Below are 23,469 nucleotides of genomic sequence, written 5' to 3'. Positions count from 1 at the left end.
GGGTGGACGCCGCCCGTACTTCCTGTATAGCTCCGTGAGGTGTTCTGTGTCCCCGCGTCGCAACCGACCCAAGGGAGCCGGTTCGTCCGGCCGGAGCGCCGAGGAGGACGGCTCCGGCCGCTACGGCGGCTGGCAGTCGTCGGAGAGCTGGCAGGGCGAGGACTGGAGCGTACGGCATGTGGCGGGCGCGAGCGCCCAGGGCAAGTCGTACCGCTGCCCGGGCTGCGACCAGCTCATCCCGGGCGGTGTCCCGCACGTGGTGGCGTGGCCGGCGCACTCGGGTGTCGACGACCGCCGGCACTGGCACAAGGCCTGCTGGAACGCGAAGGACCGCCGCACCACGAGGGTGCAGCGGTCCCGTAACGCGCCGAGGTTCTGAGCGTTCCTACACGTTCCGCTTACTGGCACGTCCCGCGCCTTACACGTCCCGCTTCTCCAGCAGCGCCAACGCGCCGGCGAACGCGGCGGCCGTCACGCCGAGCATGATCCACAGCGGGTCCCAGCCGGACGGGCCGGAGTCGCTGAGCGAGTTGGCGTAGAAGATGCTCATCTGGTTCGGGATCGAGTACTCGAACAGTGCCTCCTGCACGTCCTTGAGCGAATCCGTGAACATGAACAACGCGATCACCAGCGGGGCGAGCAGCGTCCCGATCATGATGGTGATGGCGCCCGCGGAGTGCCGGATGACCGAGCCGACGGCGAGCGACAGCAGTCCGAGCAGCGCGATGTAGAGCGAGACGCCGACCGTGGCCTTCAGCCACTCGCCGCCGGTGGGGGCCTCGGCCCCGGTGCCGTCCAGGAGCGCCGTGTGCAGGAGGGCGGTGAGCGCCGTGCACACCAGCGTCACGACGAACGCCACGAGGAAGAACACGATCGCCTTCGCCGCGAGGACCCGGCTGCGGCTCGGACAGGCCGTCATCGTGGTCCGCACCATGCCGGTGCCGTACTCCGAGGCGGTGGTCAGCACACCGAGCGTGATGACGCAGATGCTGCCGAGGAGCAGTCCGAAGAAGCCCAGCTCCAGCCCGTTCGCTCCGGAGAGGTCGGGCGAGGAGCTCGCCACGACCAGGCCGGTCAGCAGCCCGATACCGAGGACCAGCAGGACGAACACGCCCAGCGTCCACATCGTCGAGCGCACCGACTTGATCTTCGTCCACTCGGAGGCGACCGCGTGCCCGAGGTGCGTGCGCACCACCGGGATCGGCGACGTGTAGGTCGGGTACGGCGAACCGGGCGTCGCCCGCCAGTCGGGTGCGGCCTGCTGCATCGGGGGCTGGGGCGTGCTCATCGGGCGTCCTCGGGCTTGGTCGGGTCGGTGACGGGCGCGGGCGCGGGCGCGTGGGCGGGTGAGGGGGCGGTGCCGGGCGGTGCGGCGGCCGGTGCGGGCGCCTGGGGAGCCTGCTGTACCGCGTACGGGTTGACGGGCGGGCCGCCCGGTACCGCGCCGGGCGCGACCGGGGCGCCGCCGTACGCTCCCGCCGGAGCCTGGCCCGGCGCGCCCTGGGGCGCCGCGAAGGGCTGACCGCCCTGCTGGGGCGGGGGCGGGGCGTACCAGCCGGGCTGGCCCTGGCCGGGCACCGGCATCGGCGGTTGGGCGCCGGGCGGCAGCGGCTGCTGGAGTCCGGCCTTCTGGTCGGTGGTCGACCGGTAGTCGACGGCGCCCTGGGTCATCCGCATGTACGCCTCCTCCAGCGAGGCCTGGTGCGGAGAGAGCTCCCAGAGCCGTACGTCGGTGTCGTGCGCGATGTCGCTGATCCGGGGGAGCGCCAGCCCGGTCACCCGCAGCGCGCCGTCCTGCTCGGGCATCACGTGCCCGCCGGCCTCGGCCAGCGCGGACGTCAGCTTCTCGCGCAGCTGCGGCTCGCTGTCCGGCGTCCGCACGCGCGCGAAGTCGGCGGAGTTGGCCGAGATGAAGTCCTTCACGCTCATGTCGGAGAGCAGCCGGCCGCGCCCGATGACGATCAGGTGGTCGGCGGTCAGCGCCATCTCGCTCATCAGGTGCGAGGAGACGAAGACGGTACGGCCCTCCGCCGCGAGCGCCTTCATCAGGTTGCGCACCCAGTGGATGCCCTCGGGGTCGAGGCCGTTGACCGGCTCGTCGAACAGCAGCACCTGAGGGTCGCCGAGCAGTGCCGCGGCGATGCCGAGCCGTTGGCCCATGCCGAGGGAGAAGCCCTTGGAGCGCCGCCTGGCCACGTCCTGGAGCCCGACCACGCCGAGCACCTCGTCCACGCGCCGGGCCGGGATGCCCGAGAGCTGGGCCAGGCTCAGCAGGTGGTTGCGGGCGGCCCGGCCGCCGTGCACCGCCTTGGCGTCGAGCAGCGCCCCGACCTGGCGGGCGGCGTTGGGGAGTTTGCGGTACGGGTGGCCGCTGATCGTCACATGCCCGGAGGTCGGGTTGTCCAGGCCGAGGATCATCCGCATCGTCGTCGACTTGCCCGAGCCGTTGGGCCCGAGGAAGCCGGTGACGGCACCGGGCCGCACCTGGAAGGAGAGGTTGTACACAGCGGTCTTGTCGCCGTAGCGCTTGGTCAGGCCGACAGCCTCGATCATGCTCCGCACCCATCGGAAGGTTCAGGGACAGCAGGGCACACGCCCCCGTAAGGGTTAGGAGGATATCGAGGCGCTGACGGTTCCGTTCAAGCCCGGGCAAAATCCGGGCGCGGAGGGAACCCTTCCAGCGTCTGCCCGGTCCTCATGCGTCCCGCCTCTTCAGCACAAGGTACCCGCCGACGAGCGCCGCGATCACCCACAGCGCCATGATCCCGAGTCCGCCCCACGGGCCGTACGGGACGTCGTCGTCGACCGGCGCGACCACCTGCATGATCTTGCTGCCGGCCTGGTCGGGCAGGAACCGGCCGACCTTCTCCGTCGCCGGGACGTTGCCCAGGATGTTGGAGATCAGGAAGAAGAACGGCATCAGGATGCCCAGGGACAGCATCGGTGAGCGCAGCATCGCGGCGACGCCCATCGAGAACATCGCGATGAGGGTCATGTAGAGGCCGCCGCCGATGACCGCGCGCAGCACGCCCGGATCGCCGATCGACGCCCTGAGGCCGCCGAGCATCGCCTGGCCGAGGAAGAAGGTGGCGAAGCTGGTGACCATGCTCACGATGAGGGCGAGTGCGGTGGCCACCGCGAGCTTGCTGAACAGGAAGGTGCCGCGCCGCGGCACGGCGGCCAGCGAGGTGCGGATCATGCCGGAGCTGTACTCGTTCCCCACGACCAGCACCCCGAACACGATCATCGCCAGCTGGCCGAGGCTGGTTCCGGCGAAGCTGATGAAGGTCGGGTCGAAGGAGAGCCGGTCCCGTTCGCCCAAGTTGTCGAACTCGCTCTTCGACAGCGCCGAGATCAGCATGCCGAGGGCGATGGTGACGACCACGGCGAGGCCCAGCGTCCACACGGTGGACGCGACCGACCGGATCTTGGTCCACTCGGACCGGACGACCTGTGCCGCCGCCATGCTCATCCCTTCCTCCAGTCGCTGCCCCACTGCTGCCGTTCCTGCTGCCGCGGCGGCACCGCGCCGGGCGGCTGCCCGTCGTGCGCGTGGTACTCCACGGACTCCGCGGTCAGCTGCATGAACGCCTCCTCCAGCGAGGCCCGCTGCGGGCTCAGCTCGTGCAGCACGATCTGGTGCCGCGCCGCCAGCTCCCCGATCGCCTCGGACCTGTCGCCGTCCACCTCCAGGGCCTCGGCGCCGGCCTCGACGACCGTGATGCCCTCGCCGTGCAGTACGTCGAGCAGCCGCTCGCGCTGCGGGGTGCGGATCCGGACGTAACTGCGCGAGTTCTCCGCGATGAACTCGGCCATCGAGGTGTCCGCCAGCAGCCTGCCCTGGCCGATGACCACCAGATGATCGGCGGTCAGCGCCATCTCGCTCATCAGGTGGGAGGAGACGAAGACCGTGCGGCCCTGGGAGGCCAGTGTCTTCATCAGGTTGCGGATCCAGTGGATGCCCTCGGGGTCGAGGCCGTTGACCGGCTCGTCGAACATGAGGATCCGCGGGTCGCCGAGCAGCGCGCCGGCGATGCCGAGCCGCTGGCCCATGCCGAGGGAGAAGCCCTTGGTCTTCTTGCGGGCGACCGCGGTGAGCCCGACCGTGTCCAGGACCTCGCGCACCCGGGTCGCCGGAATGCCGTTGCTCTGGGCGAGGCAGAGCAGGTGGTTGTAGGCGCTGCGCCCGCCGTGCCAGGCCTTGGCCTCCAGCAGGGCGCCGATGTACGTCAGGGGGTCCTTGAGCTGGGCGTAGTGCTTGCCGTCGATCCGGACGTCCCCCGCGGTGGGCCGGTCCAGGCCCAGCACCATCCGCATGGTGGTCGACTTGCCCGCGCCGTTGGGCCCGAGGAAGCCCGTGATGATGCCGGGTCTGACGGTGAAGGAGAGATTGTTGACCGCCACCTTCTCGCCGTACCGCTTGGTCAGCGCCTCGAGCTCGATCATGGAGCCCACGCTAGAACGGGACGAAGCCCCCTGCCACCCCAGTGACAGAGGGCTTCGTCCTCGCTCCGCACGCGTCCGGCCGGCGTGGGCCCGACGTCAGCGGGACTGCTGGGCCGGCACCCCGCGGGAGACCGGCTCGTCCTCGGCCGGCGTACCGGCGGCGGCCACCGCGGCGCCCGTGAGGGTCGCCAGCATCTCGCGCACGTTGGTCAGCTGCGCGTTGATGGAGTCGCGGCGGTTGGTGAGGGCCGCGAGCTCGCGCTCCGATTCCGAACGGATCCGGTCCGCCTTGGCGTTGGCGTCGGCCACGATGTCCTCGGCCTGACGCTGCGCCGTCTCGACGGTCTGGCGGGCGCGGCGCTCGGCGTCCGTGCGCAGCTTCTCCGCCTCCAGACGCAGCTGCTCCGCGCGGTGCTCGATCTCCGCGAGGCGCTTCTCGGCCTTGGCCTGACGGGAGGCCAGGTCGCGCTCGGACTGCTCGCGGCGCTTGGCGAGGTTCGTCTCGAAGTCGGCGGCGGCCTGGGCGGCCTTGGCGCGGGTCTCCTCGAAGAGGGCGTCCGCCTCCTCGCGCTTGGACTGCGCGTCCTTCTGCGCCTCGGAGCGCAGCTGCGAGGCGTCGCTCTTGGCCTTCTCGACGATCCGGACGCCCTCGTCCTCGGCCTTGGCCTTGCGCTCCGCGGAGTACGATTCCGCGTCGTTGCGCACCTGCTGGGCCGCCGACTCGGCGAGCTCGCGGTGCTGTTCGGCGGCGCGCCGGGCCTCCTCACGCAGGTCCTTCGCCTCTTCCTCGGCGAGGCGCAGGATCTTCTCGACCCGGGCGCCGAGACCGGCGTACGACGGCTCGGCGTCGTTGACCTGGGCCTGGGCGTTCTGAGTCTCGAGGTGGAGCTCCTCGATGCGCTTTTCCAGAGCGGTGATGCGGGCGAGAGCGCTGTCACGGTCGGAGACGAGCTTGGAGATCCGTTCGTCCACCTGAGCGCGGTCGTACCCACGCCGCACAAGCTCGAAGCCGTAGGGGGAAGTGTCGCTCATGGGGTTCCTGTCGAAAGAGACCGGGTGAGGTGATAGAGGGAATCCTAGGCGCCAACGCGGTGTGTCATCGAGCGGATGCACGTTTGGTACGGAGAATGACACCTCTTTCGGGTGGCTGACCCCCGGATGGCTTGCCAAAGGTCTGGTCAAAGGCTGGTCGGAAAAGCAGCCAAAGATCTCCAGGAGACACCGAATCCGTCCCGAACGCTAGCCGTCTGACGACTTGCCACCCGAACGTGGGGCACCGACCGCGGCTCCGGCCTTGACCCCGTTGTCCTTGCCGCCCGCCGGCGCCTCGAAGGACTCCAGCGCCTCCAACACGTCCTGCACCCGGGAGATCTCGGCGTTGATGTCCTCGCGGCGCCGCACCAGGACCTCCAGCTCGCGTTTGCCCTCCTCGACCGTGCGCCGGGCCTCCTCGACCGCTTCGGCCTTGAGCTCCTCGGCCTCCCGGACCAGGGACGCCTTCTTCTGCTCGGCCTCCTTGAGCAGTCCCTCCGCCTTCTTGACGGCGGCGATGCGCACCTTGCCGGCCTCGGAGTTGGCCTCCGACACCAGCTCCTTGGCCTTCGCCTCCGCCTTGGCGAGCTGCTCCTCGGCGGCCTTGACGAGCGCGTCGCAGCGGTCGCCGGCCGACTTCATCGTCTCGGCGGCCTCGCGGCGGGCCCGTTCGTGCAGCTCCTCGATCTCGGAGGTGAGCCGCTCGCGCAGCTCCTCCGCGCGCTCCCTGATGGCGGTCGCGTCCCGGCGGGCGCCGACCAGCAGCTCGTCCGCGTCCGTACGGGACTTCTCCACCCGCTTGTTGCCCTCGACCGTCGCCTCCGCGACGATCCGGTCCGCCTCCGCGCGGGCCGCGCCGACCATGGTGTCGGCCTGCGACTCGGCGTCCGCGGTGGCCTTCTGCGCCTGCTGCTGGGCCTCGGTGAGCAGCTTGTCGGCCTCGGCCGTGGTCTCCGTGATGAGCGTGTCGACCTGCTCGGCCGCCTCCGAGCGCCGCTTGTTGGCGTCCTTGCGGGCCTCGTCGAGGGTGCGCTCGGCCTCCTCGCGCGCGGCCGTGGTCACCCGCTCGGCCTCCGCGGCCGCCTCGGCCCGGACACGCGCCGCCTCGGTGCGGACGCGCTCGGCGTGCTGCTGGGCGGAGCCGACCGTCTCGGCGGCCTCGGCGCGCAGCCGCTCCGCCTCCCCGGTGGCGTCCGAGACCAGCTGCTCGGCCCGGGCGGTGGCCTCGGCGCGCACCCGCTCGGCCTCCGCGACCGTCTCGGTCCGCAGCCGCTCCGCCTCGCCGGCCGCCTCCGTCCGTACCCGCTCGGCCTCGGCCGCCGCCTCGGTACGGACGCGCTCCGCCTCGGCGAGCGTCTCCGTGCGGATCCGGTCGGTCTCGGCCGCCGTCTCCGCGGTGAGCCGCTCCGCCTCGGAGCGCGCCTCGGTGATCAGGGTGTCCGCCTGCGTCGCCGCGTCGGACCGGATGCGGTTGGCGTCCTCCCGGGCGTCCGCCCGGGTCCGCGCCGCGGACTGCTCGGCCTCGGCGATGGTGTCGGAGGCCTCCGTGCGCACCCGCTGGGCGTGCTCGGACACGTCCGAACGGATCCGGTCGGCCTCCGCGATGGCCTCGGACATCGTCCGCTCGGCCAGCGCCTTGGCGGCCTCCGTCTCCTCCTGCGCCTCGCGCCGCAGCCGCGCGGCGTCCTCGCTCGCGCGTTCCCGCTCCGCGTAGGCGTCGGCGCGGACCCGGTCCGCCTCCTCCTCGGACTCGCGACGGACGCGCTCCGCCGCGTGCTCGGCGGCGCTGCGCAGCCCGGTGATCTCCTCCTGGGCCTGCTCGTGCAGTCCGGCGACCGACTCCCGTACCTGAGTCGCGTGCTGTTCGGCGGCCGACACCATCTCGGTGGCGCGCCGGTCGGCCTCCTCGACCAGCCGGACCGCCTCGGCCTGCGCCTCCTCCACGCGCGTGCGCGCCGAGGCCAGCAGCTCCTCGCTCTGCTCGCGGGCCCGCTCACGGTCCTGGTCCGCCTCCTGCCGGGCGTCCCCCAGCAGCTCCTCGGCCTCGCGGCGGCGCCGGGCGGCCTCCTCCTGGGCGGCGGCCAGCGTCTCGGAGGCCTCGGCGGCGATGCGCTCGGCGGCGGTCTGCGCCTCCGCCCGCACCCGGTCGGCGCTCTCCTGCGCCTCCGACTTCAGCCGCTCCGCCTCGTTCGACGCCTCGGACCGCAGCCGTACGGCGACGGCCTCGCCCTCCGCGCGGGAGGCGGAGGCGTCCGCGGCGGCCTCGGTGCGCAGCCGCTCGGCCTCCGTCTCGGCCTGCTGCTGCAGCGTGCGGATCCGCTCCGCGGCCTCCGTGCGCAGCCGCTCGCTCTCCTCGGCGGCCTCGCGGCGGATCCGCTCGCCCTCCTCACGGGCCTCGGTCAGCGCCTGCTCGGCGGCGGTGCGGCGCTCCTCGGCCTCGGTCTGCAGCCGCGTCAGCTCCCCGGCGGCCTCCGCCTGCCGGGCCTCGACGGCGCGCTCGGTCTCCTCGCGCAGCTCGCGGGCGGCGCGCTCGGCGTCCGCCTGGAGCTCCTCGGCGCGCTCGACGGCCTCCACGCGGTGCCGCTCGGCCTCGGCGCGGGTGCGCTCCAGGGTCTCCTCGGCCTGCCGGCGCAGGGTCGTCGCCCGCTCGATGGCCTCGGTGCGGACCTTCTCGCTGTCCGTCGTCGCGGTCTGCCGCAGCTCGTCGGCGTCCGCCTTGGCCTTGGCGAGCAGCTCCTCGGCGGTCTTCGCCGCCTCCTCGATCTGCGCCACGGCCTCCTTGCGGGCCTCGGCGCGGATCTTCTCGCCCTCGGCGACGGCGTCGGCACGCAGCTGCTCGGCGTCGCCGCGCAGCCGGCGCGCCTCCTCCTGCAGCTCGACCGTCTTGGCGCGGTACTCCTTGGTGTCGTCCTTCGCCGCGCCCTTGAGCTCGGCGGCGATGTCGTGCGCCTCGGCGCGCAGCCGGTCCGCCTCGGCCTCGGCCTCGGTACGGATCCGCTCGGCCTCCTCGGCGGCGGCCTTCGTGGTCCGCTTGGCGTCCTCGGACGCCTTGTTCAGGACGTCCTCGGCGGTCTTCGCCGCCTTGGACAGCTGGGTGGCCGTCTCCTCGGCGGTGAGCGTGCGGGCCTTCTCGGTGGCCTCGGTGACGATCTTCTCGGCCTCGGCGCGGGCGTCCGCGACCAGCTGCTCGGCCTCGCTCCTGGTGGACTCGGCGTCCTTGGTGGCCTCGCCGACCAGCCGGGCGACCTGCTCCTTGGCGGTGCGGGTGCGCTGCTCGTTGGTCTGCTCGGCGCTCGCGAGTGCCTTGGCCGCGGCCTCCTTGGCCTCGGCGACCACCTTGTCGGCCTCGGCCTGCGCCTTGCGCAGCGCCTCCTCGGCGTCGGCCATGCGCTGCTCGGCGGCCCGGCTCAGCTCCTGCACCTGGCGGCGGGTGGCCTCCGACTCGGTGGCGGTGGAGGTGCGCAGCCGCTCGGCGTGGTCGGTGGCCTCCTGCGCCTGCGTGGAGGCCGCGTTCAGCAGCCGCTCGGCGTCGGCGCGGGCCCGGCGCAGGATCTGCTCCGCCTCGGCGCGGGCGCTCTCGGCGTCGTTGCGCAGCCGCTGCCGGGCCTCGGAGGTGAGCCGGTCCGCCTCCGCGCGGGCCGCGGCCATGGCCTGCTCGGCCTCGGCCCGGGACTCGTCGAGCAGCCGGCGGGCCTGCTGCTCGGTGCGGGCGCGCAGCTGTTCCGCCCAGGCCACGTTCTCGTTGACGTGCGACTCGACGGTCTGCCGGCGCTCGGCCAGCTCCTGGTCCAGCTGCTGGCGGCGGGTCACCGCCTCCTGGTGCAGCTCGGCCTGGAGCCGGGCGGCCTGCTCGGCGTGTTCCTGGAGGATGCGCTGGGTCTGCGCCCGGGCCTGGCTCAGCTCCCGCTCGGCGTCCGCGCGCAGCTGGTCGGCCTGCGTCTGCGCGTTGCGCAGCAACTGCTCGGCCTGGTACCCGAGGTCGCCGCCGTCGAAGGCGGGCCGGGACATGATGGTGCGCCGCGCCTCGTGCAACTTGGCGCGCAGCACCTCGACCTGGTAGCCGAGGTCCTCGGCGTGCTGGATCGCCTTTTCCCGCTCGGTCTTCAGCCGCTTCATCTCGGCCTCGAACCGAGAGAGGTGGTCGACGTCAGCCGCCGGCTCTCGCTCCTGGCTCTCGTAGCCCCGCACTGCGCGGTCCCATCCGTCCCCTGGTCGCAAATCTTCCCGAACGAGCTCCGTCCGTCCACCGGACGGGGCCCCCGGGGAATGGTGTCAGATCAACGGCGGAGCACGTGCTTCTGCCCCGGCGTCCGCCCCCCGAAACACGACCCCGGCGGTCCCGCCACCACTGACGGCAGGACCGGGTCACCCTGGACTGAGCGGCGACCGCGCCCAACCCTACCGGCCCATATGTACGGGAGTCAGTGCTCAGGTGACTCAACGGCCGCCGAAGTGACCAGTTCTGTCAGAACGCCATGGCAGTCCTTGGGGTGCAGGAAGGTGATCCGCGACCCCATGGAACCGCGCCGGGGCTCGTCGTACAGAACGCGGACGCCCTTGCCCCGGATGTCCGCGGCGTCCGCGTCCACGTCCGCCGTGCCGAACGCGATGTGGTGAACGCCCTCGCCGTTCTTGGCGAGCCACTTCCCGACCGCGGAGTCCTCGCGGACGGGCTCCAGGAGCTGGAGGTACGAGGCGCCGCCGTCCGACGTATCGTTGATCTTGAGCATGGCCTCACGCACGCCCTGCTCCTCGTTGACCTCGGTGTGGAACACCTCGAAGCCATAGGTGGCACGGTAGAACTCGACGGTCGCGTCGAGGTCACGGCAGGCGATTCCGATGTGGTCGATTCGCGTCAGCATGCATTGATTGCAGCGCTCCGGAGGTGGTTACGCAACGTGCGCGCGATCACACCGACAGCCCGGTGACGGGCGGGATACCGCTCAGTACATTCGAGTAAACCCTCGTTCACTCCTCGGCCTGTGCGGGCCGGAAAAGGGGACCGCAGCTCATGTCTTCTGGAACCGCTGAAACCTCTGGAACCACTGGAACGAACGGCACGACCTCCGTCATCGTCGCAGGTGCCCGCACCCCGATGGGGCGGCTGCTCGGCTCGCTGAAGTCCTTCTCCGGGGCCGACCTCGGCGGCTTCGCGATCAAGGCCGCCCTCGACCGCGCGGGGATCGGCGGCGACCAGGTCCAGTACGTGATCATGGGGCAGGTGCTCCAGGCCGGCGCGGGCCAGATCCCCGCCCGCCAGGCCGCCGTCAAGGCCGGCATCCCCATGAACGTCCCGGCGCTCACGGTCAACAAGGTGTGCCTCTCCGGTCTCGACGCCATCGCGCTCGCCGACCAGCTCATTCGCGCGGGTGAATTCGACGTGGTCGTCGCCGGCGGCCAGGAGTCCATGACCAACGCCCCGCACCTGCTGCCGAAGTCCCGCGAGGGCTACAAGTACGGCGCGGTCCAGATGCTCGACGCCATGGCGCACGACGGTCTGACCGACTCCTTCGAGGGCATCGCCATGGGCGAGTCCACCGAGAAGCACAACACCCGCCTCGGCATCGAGCGCGCGGCCCAGGACGAGATCGCCGCCCTGTCCCACCAGCGCGCCGCCGCCGCCCAGAAGAACGGCGTCTACGAGGCCGAGATCACCCCGGTCGAGATCCCGCAGCGCAAGGGCGACCCGGTGCTGTTCAGCAAGGACGAGGGCATCCGCGGCGACACCACCGCCGAGTCGCTCGGCAAGCTGCGTCCGGCCTTCTCCAAGGACGGCACGATCACCGCGGGCTCCTCCTCGCAGATCTCCGACGGCGCGGCGGCCGTGGTCGTCATGAGCAAGGCCAGGGCCGAGGAGCTCGGCCTGGAGTGGATCGCGGAGATCGGCGCCCACGGCAACGTGGCCGGCCCGGACAACTCTTTGCAGTCGCAGCCGTCCCACGCCATCCGGCACGCCCTGAAGAAGGCGGGCATGGAGGTCGGCGACCTGGACCTGATCGAGATCAACGAGGCGTTCGCGGCCGTCGCCGTGCAGTCAATGAAGGACCTCGGCGTATCCACCGAAAAGGTGAACGTCAACGGCGGTGCCATCGCGCTGGGCCACCCCATCGGCATGTCCGGGGCCCGGCTCGTGCTGCATCTGGCGCTCGAGCTGAAGCGGCGCGGCGGCGGGGTCGGCGCGGCGGCCCTGTGCGGCGGCGGCGGCCAGGGTGACGCGCTGATCGTGCGGGTACCCAAGGCCTGACGCCGCGTTACCGCGATACGACCTTCACCGACCGGGTGACGACTTCCCACTGAACGGAGCTGTGATGCAGGACGTCTCCTCGCTGGTCGCCCAGGCCAGGGAAGGCCGGCCGCGGGCCGTGGCCCGGCTGATCTCCCTGGTCGAGGGGGCGTCCCCGCAGCTCAGGGAGGTCATGCGGACGCTCGCGCCGTTGACCGGCGGGGCGTACGTGGTCGGGCTGACCGGCTCGCCGGGGGTCGGCAAGTCCACCTCCACCTCGGCGCTGGTGACGGCGTACCGCAAGCAGGGCAAGCGGGTCGGCGTCCTCGCCGTCGACCCGTCCTCCCCCTTCTCCGGCGGCGCCCTGCTCGGCGACCGCGTCCGGATGTCGGAGCACGCCTCCGACCCGGGCGTCTACATCCGCTCGATGGCGACCCGCGGCCACCTCGGCGGCCTCGCCTGGGCGGCCCCGCAGGCGATCCGCGTCCTCGACGCGGCCGGCTGCGACGTGATCCTCGTCGAGACGGTGGGCGTGGGCCAGTCGGAGGTGGAGATCGCCTCCCAGGCCGACACCTCCGTCGTCCTCCTCGCCCCGGGCATGGGCGACGGCATCCAGGCGGCCAAGGCCGGAATCCTGGAGATCGGCGACGTCTACGTCGTCAACAAGGCCGACCGCGACGGCGCGGACGCGACCGCCCGCGAGCTGAACCACATGCTGGGCCTCGGCGAGGCCCGCGGCCCCGGCGACTGGCGCCCGCCCATCGTCAAGACGGTCGCCGCGCGCGGCGAGGGCGTCGACGAGGTCGTCGAGGCCCTGGAGAAGCACCGCGCGTGGATGGAGGAACGGGACGTCCTCACCGAACGCCGCCGCTCCCGCGCCGCCCGCGAGGTCGAGACCATCGCCGTCACCGCCCTGCGCGAACGCATCGGCGACCTGCACGGCGACCGCCGCCTCGGCGCACTGGCGGAACGCATCGTCGCCGGCGACCTGGACCCGTACCGCGCGGCGGACGAACTGGTGGCGGGGCTGACGAGCGGCTGACGCCGGAACAGAGGAAAGCCGGTGCGGCCCCAGCGCCGCGCCGGTAAGTTGACCCGCATGTTCCTCCTCTTGGCCTAGGGCCCGCCCCGCACGCGACCGCCGCACCCGGCCGTCGCGTGCTTCGGCGTCCCCTCGTTGCCGTCCTCTGAGGAACTTCCGTGTCCACGCATGCTCCGCGGCCCTCGTACGCCGCCGTCCTCCGTGTCCCCCATGCCCGCCGTACCTTCGCCGCCGCCCTCGTCGGCCGGCTGTCGTACGGCACGGTCTCCCTCGCGCTGATGCTCTCCCTGACCCGGTCCACCGGGTCGTACGCCGTGGCCGGCACGGTCATGGCGCTCTTCGGCGCCACCAGCGTCATCCTGTCCCCCTACCGCGCGGCCCTCGTCGACCGGCACGGCCCGCGCCGGGCCCTGCTCCCCATGGCCCTGCTGTACGCCGTGCTGCTCTGCGCGCTGGCGGCGGTCTGCCGGCAGCCGGGCACACCCGCGGCCGTCCTCGCGGTGACCGCCGCGCTCGCGGGCGCCTGCACGCCGCCGCTCGGGCCCACGATGCGCGCGGTGTGGGCCGGACTGCTGCCCGACCGGGCCATGCTGCAGCGCGCCTACAGCCTGGACGGCGTCGCCGAGGAACTGCTCTTCGTCTCCGGCCCCCTCCTGGTCGGCGCGGTGATCGCGGTCGCCACCCCCGATGTCGGGGTGCTGCTCAGCGCGCTGCTGGTGGCGGTGGGCACCCTCGCCTTCGCCACGTCGCCGGCGGCGGGCGTGCTGCGTCCGGCGGAGCGTGCGAAGGAGGACTCGGTGCCCGCCGGCCGAGGGGGAGCGGGGCAGGGGAGCGCCCTGCTGCAGCCCGTGGTCGTCGCCGCCGCCGTCGGCGTCTCGGTGAGCGCCGTCGACCTCCTCGTCGTCGCCTTCGCGGGGCAGCGCGGGCTCGGCGGCTCCACCGTAGCCTGGGTGCTCGCGGCGCTGTCGGCGGGCAGTGCGGCCGGCGGGCTCCTGAACGGCGCCGTCGCCTGGGGCTCGTCCGCCCGCGCCCGGCTGCCCTTCCTCTCGGCCGGTCTCGGCCTCTGCCTGGTCGCCGCGGGCCTCGCGTCCGGCGTCGGCACGCTCGTCGTGGCCGTCGCCTGCGCCGGCCTGTTCGTGGCACCGGCGCTGACGACGGCGTACCTGATCGCCGAGGAGAGCGCGGCGCCCGGCTTCCGGATCCGGGCGGGAGCCTGGTGCAACACGGCGGTGAACGCCGGGAGTTCCGCCGGTGCCGCGGCGGTGGGCCTGCTGGTGGAGCGGCTGCCGCTGCCGGTGTGCTTCGCGGTGTCCGGCGTGGTCGCCGTGGCGGCGGCGCTGGTGCCGGGTCGCCGCCACGGCCGGTCCGCCGGGCGGACGGGGCTGCTCAGTCGTCGTCCGAGCCGGAGTCGTCGGAGTCGTCGGAGTCCGAGTGGTGTGAGCGATCGGCCGTGACCTTGCCGGTCTCCGGGTCGACCCGCCAGTCCTGCTCGTCCTCGCCCGAGGTGCGGGTCTCGACCTCCCAGGCCACCTCACCGTCGCCGTAGTAGCCGTCGTCGTCCAGCTCCACGGAGGTCACGGTGCCGTGGCCGGCGGCGGCCTTCGCGGCCTCGGCGGCGTCCACGGACGTGCCCCTCAGCGCGGCCCGCACCTCGTCGGTGTCGTCCTCGTCGTCGTCCTTCTCCGAGCCGAGGACCGTGCCGTCGACCGGGTCGATCCACACGCTGTGCCAGGTGCCGTCACCGGAGAGGACGTCGACCTCCCAGGCCGCGCGCTCGTCGCCGTCGTCGCCGTCGTCATCGTCCTCGTCGTCCAGTTCGGCGGAGACGACGGTGCCGGGGGCCTCCTTCAGGGCGGCGGCGATGGCGTCGGCCGCCGTCACCTTCGCCGAGGACACGCGGGAGGCGTCGTCGTCGCCGTCACCGTCGCGGGAGTCGTCCCGGTCGTCAGCGTCGTCGGCGTCGGCGTCGTCGTCCGCCCGGTCGCCCGCGTCGTCGTCCGAGGCGCCACGCACGTCCGTCTGACGCGTCGTCGTACCCGCGTCGTCGTCGTCCGTGGTCGCCAGGGCCGTCGCCGTACCGCCTCCGATCAGTGCGGCGGCGGTGACAGCGGCGATCACGATGTTGCGCTTCATGCGAGTTCCTCCCGAGTCGTACGGAGTCGCTTCGATTTCGACGCCTTCACTGTCGTCCACCGACGCTGAGGCCAGCCTGAAGCCGCCTGAAGGGATCTTCAGCTTGGTTTTGGGACCCTCTACCCATGCGTCTGTTGATCGTGGAGGACGAGAAGCGGCTGGCCCTGTCGCTCGCCAAGGGACTCACCGCCGAGGGCTACGCCGTGGACGTCGTCCACGACGGCCGGGAGGGCCTGCACCGGGCCGGCGAGGGCACGTACGACCTGGTCATCCTCGACATCATGCTGCCCGGCCTCAACGGCTACCGGGTCTGCGCCGCCCTGCGCGCCGCCGGGCACGACGTGCCGATCCTGATGCTCACCGCCAAGGACGGCGAGTACGACGAGGCGGAGGGCCTGGACACGGGCGCGGACGACTACCTCACCAAGCCCTTCTCGTACGTCGTCCTCGTCGCCCGCGTGAAGGCCCTGCTGCGGCGGCGGGCGCAGGGCGCCGGGGCGTCGCCCGTGCACGTCCACGGCGATCTGAAGGTCGACACCGCCGCCCGCCGGGTCTTCCTGGCCGAGCGGGAGGTCACCCTCACCGCCAAGGAGTTCGCCGTCCTGGAGCAGCTCGTGGTGCGGGCCGGCCACGTCGTGTCCAAGGCGGAGATCCTGGAACACGTCTGGGACTTCGCCTACGACGGCGACCCCAACATCGTCGAGGTGTACGTCAGCGCCCTGCGGCGCAAGCTGCGTGCCGGTCTCATCCGCACCGTGCGCGGCGCCGGTTACCGGCTGGAGGGCGGGCGGTGAGCCGGCTCTTCGGGTCGGTCCGGGCCCGGGCCACGCTCGGCGCCACCCTCGTGGTCGCCGTCGCCCTCGTCGCGGCCGGCACCGCCGTCCTGCTGTCCCTGCGTTCCAACCTGCTCGGGGAGGCCGGCACCCAGGCGGAGCGCTCCGCGCGGGAGGTCGCCGCCGAGCTGTCCGTCGGGACGCGGTACACCGAGCTGTCCCTGGACGTGGACGACCGCCCGGTGCAGATCGTCGACGAGGAGGGCACGCTCGTCGCCGCCAGTGAAGACCTGGAGCGGATCAGCGGCACGGGCGTCGACGCGGTGCAGCCGCAGCCGACCCCCACCGGCGACGACGGCGACGGCGACGATGACGGCGACGATGACGGTGGCGACTCGGACGACGACGGCGATTCGCTGGAGCCCGGTGAGATCGGCGAGCGGACCACCGTCAGCGACGGTTCGGCGACGATCGACGGCGACACGGAGGACTACCGCTTCGCCGCCGTACCCGTGGAGACCCGGGACGGTGACCGGCTCACCGTCTACGCCGGTGCCCCGCTGTCCGCCGAGCACGGCGCCGTGAACACCGCGCTGACCGTCATGCTGATCGGCTTTCCGCTGCTCCTCGCGGTCGTCGGGTGGGTGACCTGGCTGGTCACCGGGCGTGCGCTGCGCCCCGTGGCGGGCATCCGCCGGGAGATGGCCGCGATCACCGCCAGCGAGGACCTCGCACGCCGCGTCCCGGTGCCGGACACCCACGACGAGGTGGCCCGGCTCGCCTCGACCACCAACGAGACGCTGGCCGCCCTGGAGTCCTCGGTGGAGCGGCAGCGGCGCTTCGTCGCCGACGCCTCGCACGAGCTGCGCAGCCCCATCGCCTCGCTGCGCACCCAGCTGGAGGTGGCCGCCGCCCACCCGGAGCTGCTCGACCTCGACGGTGCCGTGGAGGACACCGTACGGCTGCAGCGGCTCGCCGCCGACCTGTTGCTGCTGGCCAGGCTGGACGCGGGGGAGCGGCCCGCCGACGCGCGCGTCGACCTCGCGGCGCTCGCGCGGGAGGAGGCCGGGGGCCGGCCGGGGGTGAGCGTGCGGTCCCAGGGCGACGGAGCGGGTGACGGAGCGGAGGAAGCGGGCGAGGTGACGGTGGCGGGGTCGCGGGGGCAGCTGGGGCGGGTGCTGGCCAACCTCCTCGACAACGCGCAGCGGCACGCACGCTCGGCGGTCGAGGTGTCCGTGCGCCGCGACGGTGATCTGGCCGTGGTCGCGGTGGCCGACGACGGGGAGGGTGTGCCGGCCGCCGACCGGGAGCGGATCTTCGAGAGGTTCGTCCGGCTCGACGCCGCCCGCAGCCGCGACGACGGCGGGGCCGGGCTGGGTCTGGCCATCGCCCGTGACGTCGCCGTGCGGCACGGGGGCACGCTCACCGTCCACGAGGCGCCGGCGGGCGGCGCCCTGTTCGAGCTCCGCCTGCCGACCGCCCAGACCTTCACGCCCCCGAGGACGTGATCAGGGACGTGAGGTCGGGGACGTGATCAGGGACGCCCCCGCTGCCCGCGCAGGTGCTCCGCGATCGGCTTGAGCGCCTTGTCGAGGGCGGTCAGGGCCTCGGGGGCCAGCAGGTCGATGAAGTGCCTGCGGACGGACGCCACATGGTGCGGTGCGACCTTCCGCATCGTCTCCAGACCGTGCTCGGTGAGGACGGCGTAGAGCCCGCGGCGGTCGGACTCGCAGTTCTCCCGCCGGACCAGGTTCGCGTTCTCCATGCGGGTGATCTGGTGGGAGAGGCGGCTCTTGGACTGCATCGTGGCGGTGGCCAGGTCGCTCATCCGCAGTCTGTCGTCCTCCGCTTCGGAGAGGTTCACCAGGATCTCGTAGTCGTTCATCGTCAGGCCGAACGGCTGCAGGTCCTTCTCGAGCTGGTGCGTCAACAGCCTGTTGACCTCCAGGTGGGTGCGCCAAGCACACTGCTCCGTATCGGTCAGCCAGCGGGTGGCCGTCTCGGTCTCCATGAATGAAGTCTACCTAAAAGGTTGAAAGGCGAACTAGTAAGGGGCGTGACGACGACGGTGCGCACGCGTTCGACGTCACACTCCGCAGATTACCGCTCACAGCCCGAAGCGGCGCTGGAGGTCCCCCAGCTGTCCGGGAAGCCCCGGTACCCCTGACCGGCCGCCCTGAGGTGCGGGGGGCCCGCCGCCGGGCACCCCCGGCTGCTGCGGAGCGGCTCCCGTGGACTGCTCCGCCATCAGCGCCTCGCTCGACTGCAGCAGCACCGTCCCCGCCCCCGCGAACTCGAACTGGTGCTCCTCCCCGGAGGCCCCGCCGAGGCCCGTCATCGCACGTAGACCGCCCAGCAGGCCGGTCATGTACCCGTGGTCGTAGTGGTGGCACGGAGACGGGCAGTCGGCCCAGCCGACCAGGGCCTGCGGGTCGACCCGGATCGGGGGTTCCATGAACACCACCGGCCCGTTCGACGCGGCCACGAACGTCCCGGTTCCGATCAGTGTCAGGAAGCCCGGCACGATCGACTGCTTGAGGGCGAGACTTGGCTGAAAAGCAAGCAGGTTGCCTGAGCGAATGGTCAGGTTGCCGTCTTCCAGGTCATACGAATTCACATCGAAGGCCCGGTCGGCGAGGAGCATCTTGCCCGAGCCCTCGGCCACGACCCAGTCGCTCGCGTGCAGAGGCGAATGGAAGGACGTCCGCACCAGACGGTCCAGCCGGCCGTGCCCGATCCCGTTGAACTCGATCGTCCCGTAGTAGGCGATCATCTTCCCCTTCTGCAGGAACCACTGGCTCCCCCTGAGTTCCACACAGAAGGTGTACGCGTTGACGTTGTCATCCGCCGGCAGCGTCGCCGGGTCGTGGTGAACGGTGCTCACAGCTTCTCCTCCGACGCCTGGACGTACACCGTGCCGCTGCCGCTGAGCTCCAGCTGGAACGCCTCGCCGGAGCCGCGCCCCACCATGTCCCGCCAGCCCATCGCCGTGGACAGCTTGTTGCGTACGTCGCCGTGGTGGGCGACGTACGCCTGCGGGTCGACCCGCACCGGTCGCTGCGGGGTGACGGGGATCCCGAAGACGCCCCCGTGGGCCATCACCGCGACGGAGCCGTGGCCCTTGAGGGAGGTCGTGAACAGCCCCTGCCCGCTGACCTGGCCGCGCACCATGCCCATGACCCCGCCCTGCGAGCCCAGGAACACCGTGCCCTGCTCCAGGGTGCCCTCGAAGGCGAGGAGGCGGTCCGCCTCGACGTACAGGGTGTCCCCGGCGAGGGCGATCACCTGGACGTGGTGGCCGCCGTGCCCGAAGAGGACGGTGCCGCTGCCCTCGACGGTCATCAGCGGCGTGTCCTCGTTCGCCACCCGGCGGCCGATCATCGACATGACGCCGCCCTGGCCGCCCCGCAGGTTGGGGGTGAAGGACACCTCGCCCTGGTAGGCGAGCATCGCGCCGCGCTGACTGAACAGCCGCTGCCCGGGCGCCACGGTCGCCTGGACCATCTTGGAGTTGATCTCCCGGAAGGCCATCTCACACATCCCCCGCGATCGTGTTCCGCTCGCTCGGCTGCACGTACACCAGGCCGTCGCCCTCGAAGCGGATCTGGAAGGCCTCCCCGCCGCCCTCCCCGAACAGGGTGCGGAAGGTCACACCCGACTGGAAGGACTGCCGCAGGTTCCCCTGGTGGGCGACGTACGCGCCCGGGTCGACCGTCAGCGGGTACTGCGCGCTGACCCGCAGCACCACCGCCGGCCCGTCCGACATGATCGCGACCTGCCCGTGCCCCTGCACGGTGGTGGTGAACAGCCCGTTGCCCTGGGAGGCGCCGCGCGTCCCCGTGAAGCCGGTGCCGGTCCGCAGCCCGGCGTCGGCCGCCAGGAAGTTGCTGGACTCGACGTACAGCGTGTCGCCCTGGAGACCCACGAGGCTGATCTCCGAGGCCCGGTCCGCGAACCAGCAGGTCCCGTGCCCCTTCACCTCCATCACCGTCATCTGTTCGCCGGTGATCCGCCGGGTCACCATCCCCCGGATCCCCTCACCGCCGCCGCTCAGCTTCTTGAAGGCCATTTCCCCGTCGTACGCGACCATCGAGCCGTTCTTCGCCTTCACGGCGTCCCCGGTCATGTCGACGGCGAGTACCTTGCTGTCTTGGAGTCGGAACATCGCCACAAATGCGAAGGTAGCCCCCCGGCGTGCCCGCCGACAGATCCCACGGACACGGACGCGCCCCGGGCCGGGGTGTCACAAGCGGGTGTCCGCCCCCCTCACCCGGGCGCGTCGGGGGTTTGCCACAATGGACGCGCGCTTGTGCGCACGTTCACAAACCGCCCGTCCCGGCGGTGCCCGACGTATCGACACCCCTCTCACCGAAGGTGACCCGTGGACCTCAAGACCGCCTCCGCCCTCCGCCGCCTCCGCCTGGTCTCCGGCCCCGAGGCGATCTCGTTCCTGCTGCTGATGGTCTGCTCCGTCCTGAAGCGGACCACCGACTTCAACGCGGTGCCCGTGATGGGCGCGGTCCACGGTTTCCTCTTCGTCGTCTACGTGATCTTCTGGGCGGACGCCTGGAACCGCGCCAAGTGGTCCTTCGGCACCGCCGCCTTCTACTTCGTCATGTCGGTCCTGCCGACCGGCGGCTTCTTCGCCGACCGCAGGCTCAAGCGGGAGGCCGAGGACGCGGTCATCGCCTCCCGCGCCCGCCAGGAAGGCGTGGTGGGAGCATGATCGTCGCCTTCTCCGTGACGCCGCTGGGCGTCGGCGAGGACGTGGGGGAGTACGTCGCCGACGCCGTACGGGTGGTCCGCGAGTCGGGCCTGCCGAACCGCACCGACGCGATGTTCACCTCGGTCGAGGGCGAGTGGGACGAGGTCATGGACGTCGTCCGGAGGGCCGTCGCCGCCGTCGAGGCACGGGCGCCGCGCGTCTCCCTGGTCCTCAAGGCGGACATCCGCCCCGGCGTGACGGACGGCCTCACGTCGAAGGTCGACACGGTGGAGCGGCACCTCGCGCAGTAGGGGCAGCCGTGCGGCGCGGGCGGTGGTATCGAAAGGCGAGACGGGGCTGACCGGGATATGACCGGCCGGTAGGGTCTGGTGCCGTGCCGAAGCCCCTCAGTCTCTCCTTCGATCCCATCGCCCGTGCCGACGAACTCTGGAAGCAGCGCTGGGGCGCCGTGCCCTCCATGTCCGCCATCACCTCGATCATGCGGGCCCACCAGATCCTGCTGGGCGAGGTCGACGCGGTGGTCAAGCCGTACGGGCTGACCTTCGCGCGCTACGAGGCGCTGGTGCTGCTCACCTTCTCCAAGTCGGGCGAGCTGCCGATGTCCAAGATCGGCGAGCGCCTCATGGTGCACCCCACCTCCGTCACCAACACCGTCGACCGGCTGGTGAAGTCCGGCCTGGTGGACAAGCGTCCCAACCCCAACGACGGCCGCGGCACACTCGCCACCATCACCGACAAGGGCCGCGAGGTGGTCGAGGCGGCCACCCGCGACCTCATGGCGATGGACTTCGGCCTGGGCGTGTACGACGCCGAGGAGTGCGGGGAGATCTTCGCGATGCTCCGGCCGCTGCGGGTCGCCGCGGGAGACTTCGAAGAGGCCTGAGCGAGTCGCGGGCCCGCTCGAAGATCGCGCGAAACGGACGGTTACGCTCGGACCCATGAAAAAGAGCGTGCTGACCCGCTACCGGGTCATGGCGTACGTCACCGGTGTGCTGCTGATCCTGCTCTGCCTCGGCATGATCGCCAAGTACCTGCTGGACATGGACGGTGCCGCCGACTTCACCCGCATCGTCAGCATCGCGCACGGCTGGCTGTACGTCGTCTACCTCGTCTTCGCCTTCGACCTGGGCGCCAAGGCGAAGTGGAAGGTCAGCAAGCAGCTGTGGGTGCTGCTGGCCGGGACCGTCCCGACCGCCGCGTTCTTCGTGGAGCGCAGGATCAGTCAGGAGCTGGACGCCAAGTCCGCCGCCGCGGAGGCACCCGCGGCAGCCAAGGCGTAGCCGGCCCCCGCCGGGCCCTCTCACCGCCGTACGGACACCCGTACGGCGGTACCCCATCGACATTTACTTGGACGTCCTAGTAAATTCGAGGGTATGGACGCTCACGCCATAGAGGAGGGCCGCCTTCGCTGGCAGGCCCGGTACGACGCGGCGCACAAGCGCGACGCGGACTTCACCACGCTCTCCGGCGACCCCGTGGAGCCGGTGTACGGGCCCCGACCCGGGGACGCGTACGAGGGCTTCGAGCGGATCGGCTGGCCGGGGGAGTACCCCTTCACCCGCGGCCTGCACCCGACCGGCTACCGGGGGCGGACGTGGACCATCCGGCAGTTCGCCGGGTTCGGGAACGCCGAGCAGACCAACGAGCGCTACAAGATGATCCTCCGCAACGGCGGGGGCGGGCTCTCGGTCGCCTTCGACATGCCGACGCTGATGGGCCGCGACTCCGACGACCCGCGCTCGCTGGGCGAGGTCGGACACTGCGGGGTGGCCATCGACTCGGCCGCCGACATGGAGGTGCTGTTCCAGGACATCCCGCTCGGCGACGTGACGACCTCCATGACGATCAGCGGGCCCGCGGTGCCCGTGTTCTGCATGTACCTGGTCGCCGCCGAACGGCAGGGCGTCGACCCGTCCCTGCTCAACGGCACGCTCCAGACCGACATCTTCAAGGAGTACATCGCCCAGAAGGAGTGGCTCTTCCAGCCCGAGCCGCACCTGCGCCTGATCGGCGACCTGATGGAGTACTGCGCGGCCGGCATCCCCGCCTACAAGCCGCTCTCCGTCTCCGGGTACCACATCCGCGAGGCCGGATCGACGGCCGCGCAGGAGCTCGCGTACACGCTGGCGGACGGTTTCGGGTACGTGGAGCTGGGGCTGTCGCGCGGACTGGACGTCGACGTCTTCGCCCCCGGCCTGTCCTTCTTCTTCGACGCGCACCTCGACTTCTTCGAGGAGATCGCCAAGTTCCGCGCGGCCCGCCGCATCTGGGCCCGCTGGATGCGCGACGTGTACGGCGCGCGGAGCGACAAGGCGCAGTGGCTGCGTTTCCACACGCAGACCGCGGGTGTCTCGCTCACCGCCCAGCAGCCGTACAACAACGTCGTCCGTACGGCCGTGGAGGCCCTGGCGGCCGTGCTCGGCGGCACCAACTCCCTGCACACCAACGCGCTCGACGAGACCCTCGCGCTGCCCAGTGAGCAGGCCGCCGAGATCGCCCTGCGCACCCAGCAGGTGCTGATGGAGGAGACCGGCGTCGCCAACGTCGCCGACCCGCTGGGCGGCTCCTGGTTCGTCGAGCAGCTCACGGACCGGATCGAGGCCGACGCCGAGAAGATCTTCGACCAGATCAAGGAACGGGGGATGAGGGCCCACCCCGACGGACAGCACCCCATCGGGCCGGTCACCTCCGGCATCCTGCGCGGCATCGAGGACGGCTGGTTCACCGGCGAGATCGCCGAGTCCGCCTTCCGCTACCAGCAGGCCCTGGAGAAGGACGACAAGAAGGTCGTCGGCGTCAACGTGCACACCGGTTCCGTCACCGGCGACCTGGAGATCCTGCGGGTCAGCCACGAGGTGGAGCGCGAGCAGGTGCGGGTCCTGGGCGAGCGCAAGGCCGCCCGCGACGACGCGGCCGTGCGTACGGCCCTGGACGGCATGCTCGCCGCGGCCCGGTCCGGCGGCAACATGATCGAGCCGATGCTGGACGCCGTACGCGCCGAGGCGACGCTCGGGGAGATCTGCGGGGTGCTGCGGGAGGAGTGGGGGGTGTACACGGAGCCGGCGGGGTTCTGACCGCCCGCGCCGGAGCCCGG

At 71.9% G+C, this 23,469-nt stretch carries 23 protein-coding genes; 11 read left to right on the top strand and 12 right to left on the bottom strand.

Going from position 1 to position 23,469, the window contains the following annotated elements; all coding sequences use genetic code 11:
• Positions 1–46: 46 nt before the first annotated feature.
• Positions 47–379 carry an ATP/GTP-binding protein gene (locus ACP4IX_RS27715; protein WP_426523550.1) on the top strand — a complete coding sequence of 111 codons (333 nt, stop codon included), beginning with the start codon at positions 47–49 and terminating at the stop codon, positions 377–379.
• Positions 380–418: 39 nt separating this feature from the next.
• Here ACP4IX_RS27715 and ACP4IX_RS27710 read toward each other — a convergent pair whose 3' ends face one another.
• The 7 genes from ACP4IX_RS27710 to mce form a co-directional block, all read right to left on the bottom strand.
• On the bottom strand, positions 419–1,288 hold the full coding sequence (locus ACP4IX_RS27710) for an ABC transporter permease (RefSeq protein ID WP_426523549.1): 870 nt from the start codon (positions 1,286–1,288) through the stop codon (positions 419–421).
• Positions 1,285–2,553, bottom strand: coding sequence for an ATP-binding cassette domain-containing protein (locus ACP4IX_RS27705; protein WP_426557189.1), 1,269 nt, complete (start codon positions 2,551–2,553; stop codon positions 1,285–1,287). Before ACP4IX_RS27705 ends, ACP4IX_RS27710 begins: the two co-directional genes overlap by 4 nt.
• Positions 2,554–2,695: 142 nt before the next feature.
• On the bottom strand, positions 2,696–3,472 hold the full coding sequence (locus tag ACP4IX_RS27700) for an ABC transporter permease (RefSeq protein WP_426523547.1): 777 nt from the start codon (positions 3,470–3,472) through the stop codon (positions 2,696–2,698).
• Positions 3,469–4,446, bottom strand: a complete 978-nt coding sequence (locus ACP4IX_RS27695; protein ID WP_426557187.1) for an ABC transporter ATP-binding protein — start codon at positions 4,444–4,446, stop codon at positions 3,469–3,471. Before ACP4IX_RS27695 ends, ACP4IX_RS27700 begins: the two co-directional genes overlap by 4 nt.
• A gap of 96 nt (positions 4,447–4,542) precedes the next feature.
• On the bottom strand, positions 4,543–5,478 hold the full coding sequence (locus ACP4IX_RS27690) for a cellulose-binding protein (protein WP_398136312.1): 936 nt from the start codon (positions 5,476–5,478) through the stop codon (positions 4,543–4,545).
• A gap of 207 nt (positions 5,479–5,685) precedes the next feature.
• Positions 5,686–9,666: a polarized growth protein Scy gene (scy, locus tag ACP4IX_RS27685; RefSeq protein WP_426523545.1), complete on the bottom strand. Its 3,981-nt coding sequence runs from the start codon at positions 9,664–9,666 to the stop codon at positions 5,686–5,688.
• A gap of 233 nt (positions 9,667–9,899) precedes the next feature.
• On the bottom strand, positions 9,900–10,340 hold the full coding sequence (gene mce / locus ACP4IX_RS27680; protein WP_426523544.1) for a methylmalonyl-CoA epimerase: 441 nt from the start codon (positions 10,338–10,340) through the stop codon (positions 9,900–9,902).
• 149 nt (positions 10,341–10,489) lie between these two features.
• Here mce and ACP4IX_RS27675 point away from each other — a divergent pair, with 149 nt between their 5' ends.
• The 3 genes from ACP4IX_RS27675 (at position 10,490) to ACP4IX_RS27665 (ending at position 14,197) form a co-directional block, all read left to right on the top strand.
• Complete coding sequence (locus ACP4IX_RS27675; protein ID WP_426557185.1) at positions 10,490–11,722, top strand: acetyl-CoA C-acetyltransferase; 1,233 nt, start codon at positions 10,490–10,492, stop codon at positions 11,720–11,722.
• Between the two features lie 64 nt (positions 11,723–11,786).
• Positions 11,787–12,743: a methylmalonyl Co-A mutase-associated GTPase MeaB gene (gene meaB, locus ACP4IX_RS27670; protein ID WP_426523542.1), complete on the top strand. Its 957-nt coding sequence runs from the start codon at positions 11,787–11,789 to the stop codon at positions 12,741–12,743.
• A 158-nt stretch (positions 12,744–12,901) separates the two neighbouring features.
• Positions 12,902–14,197, top strand: a complete 1,296-nt coding sequence (locus ACP4IX_RS27665; RefSeq protein WP_426557183.1) for an MFS transporter — start codon at positions 12,902–12,904, stop codon at positions 14,195–14,197.
• Here ACP4IX_RS27665 and ACP4IX_RS27660 read toward each other — a convergent pair.
• The gene (locus ACP4IX_RS27660) at positions 14,130–14,876 is read right to left on the bottom strand and encodes a PepSY domain-containing protein (RefSeq protein WP_426557181.1); all 747 of its coding nucleotides are present in this window, start codon (positions 14,874–14,876) and stop codon (positions 14,130–14,132) included. The genes ACP4IX_RS27665 and ACP4IX_RS27660 overlap by 68 nt on opposite strands.
• 125 nt (positions 14,877–15,001) lie before the next feature.
• Here ACP4IX_RS27660 and ACP4IX_RS27655 point away from each other — a divergent pair, with 125 nt between their 5' ends.
• On the top strand, positions 15,002–15,670 hold the full coding sequence (locus ACP4IX_RS27655) for a response regulator transcription factor (protein WP_426523539.1): 669 nt from the start codon (positions 15,002–15,004) through the stop codon (positions 15,668–15,670).
• On the top strand, positions 15,667–17,157 hold the full coding sequence (locus tag ACP4IX_RS27650) for a sensor histidine kinase (RefSeq protein WP_426557179.1): 1,491 nt from the start codon (positions 15,667–15,669) through the stop codon (positions 17,155–17,157). Before ACP4IX_RS27655 ends, ACP4IX_RS27650 begins: the two co-directional genes overlap by 4 nt.
• A 26-nt stretch (positions 17,158–17,183) precedes the next feature.
• On the opposite strand, the gene ACP4IX_RS27645 is transcribed toward ACP4IX_RS27650, so the two are convergent.
• The 4 genes from ACP4IX_RS27645 to ACP4IX_RS27630 form a co-directional block, all read right to left on the bottom strand.
• A complete protein-coding gene (locus tag ACP4IX_RS27645; RefSeq protein ID WP_426523537.1) occupies positions 17,184–17,660 on the bottom strand; it encodes a MarR family winged helix-turn-helix transcriptional regulator in 477 nt (158 codons plus the stop codon).
• Between the two features lie 96 nt (positions 17,661–17,756).
• The gene (locus ACP4IX_RS27640; RefSeq protein WP_426523536.1) at positions 17,757–18,533 is read right to left on the bottom strand and encodes an AIM24 family protein; all 777 of its coding nucleotides are present in this window, start codon (positions 18,531–18,533) and stop codon (positions 17,757–17,759) included.
• Positions 18,530–19,180 carry an AIM24 family protein gene (locus tag ACP4IX_RS27635; protein ID WP_426557222.1) on the bottom strand — a complete coding sequence of 217 codons (651 nt, stop codon included), beginning with the start codon at positions 19,178–19,180 and terminating at the stop codon, positions 18,530–18,532. Before ACP4IX_RS27635 ends, ACP4IX_RS27640 begins: the two co-directional genes overlap by 4 nt.
• Position 19,181: 1 nt before the next feature.
• Positions 19,182–19,814 (bottom strand): AIM24 family protein, encoded by a 633-nt coding sequence (locus tag ACP4IX_RS27630; protein WP_426523535.1) that lies wholly within the window; start codon positions 19,812–19,814, stop codon positions 19,182–19,184.
• Between the two features lie 216 nt (positions 19,815–20,030).
• Between ACP4IX_RS27630 and ACP4IX_RS27625 the strand changes: the two genes are divergently transcribed.
• The 5 genes from ACP4IX_RS27625 to ACP4IX_RS27605 all read left to right on the top strand — a co-directional run bounded on the left by ACP4IX_RS27625 (position 20,031) and on the right by ACP4IX_RS27605 (position 23,449).
• The gene (locus tag ACP4IX_RS27625; protein ID WP_426523534.1) at positions 20,031–20,375 is read left to right on the top strand and encodes a DUF3817 domain-containing protein; all 345 of its coding nucleotides are present in this window, start codon (positions 20,031–20,033) and stop codon (positions 20,373–20,375) included.
• A complete protein-coding gene (locus ACP4IX_RS27620; protein ID WP_426523533.1) occupies positions 20,372–20,665 on the top strand; it encodes an MTH1187 family thiamine-binding protein in 294 nt (97 codons plus the stop codon). Before ACP4IX_RS27625 ends, ACP4IX_RS27620 begins: the two co-directional genes overlap by 4 nt.
• A gap of 83 nt (positions 20,666–20,748) precedes the next feature.
• On the top strand, positions 20,749–21,258 hold the full coding sequence (locus ACP4IX_RS27615) for a MarR family winged helix-turn-helix transcriptional regulator (protein WP_426523532.1): 510 nt from the start codon (positions 20,749–20,751) through the stop codon (positions 21,256–21,258).
• Between the two features lie 55 nt (positions 21,259–21,313).
• Complete coding sequence (locus ACP4IX_RS27610) at positions 21,314–21,655, top strand: DUF3817 domain-containing protein (protein WP_426523531.1); 342 nt, start codon at positions 21,314–21,316, stop codon at positions 21,653–21,655.
• A 93-nt stretch (positions 21,656–21,748) separates the two neighbouring features.
• Positions 21,749–23,449, top strand: coding sequence for an acyl-CoA mutase large subunit family protein (locus ACP4IX_RS27605; protein ID WP_426557177.1), 1,701 nt, complete (start codon positions 21,749–21,751; stop codon positions 23,447–23,449).
• Positions 23,450–23,469 lie beyond the last annotated feature (20 nt).

The organism is Streptomyces sp. WG5, from assembly GCF_049974565.1.
GTDB lineage: Bacteria > Actinomycetota > Actinomycetes > Streptomycetales > Streptomycetaceae > Streptomyces.
The sequence above is the reverse complement of the archived record's forward strand: the minus strand, read 5'-3'. Positions and strand labels throughout refer to the sequence as shown.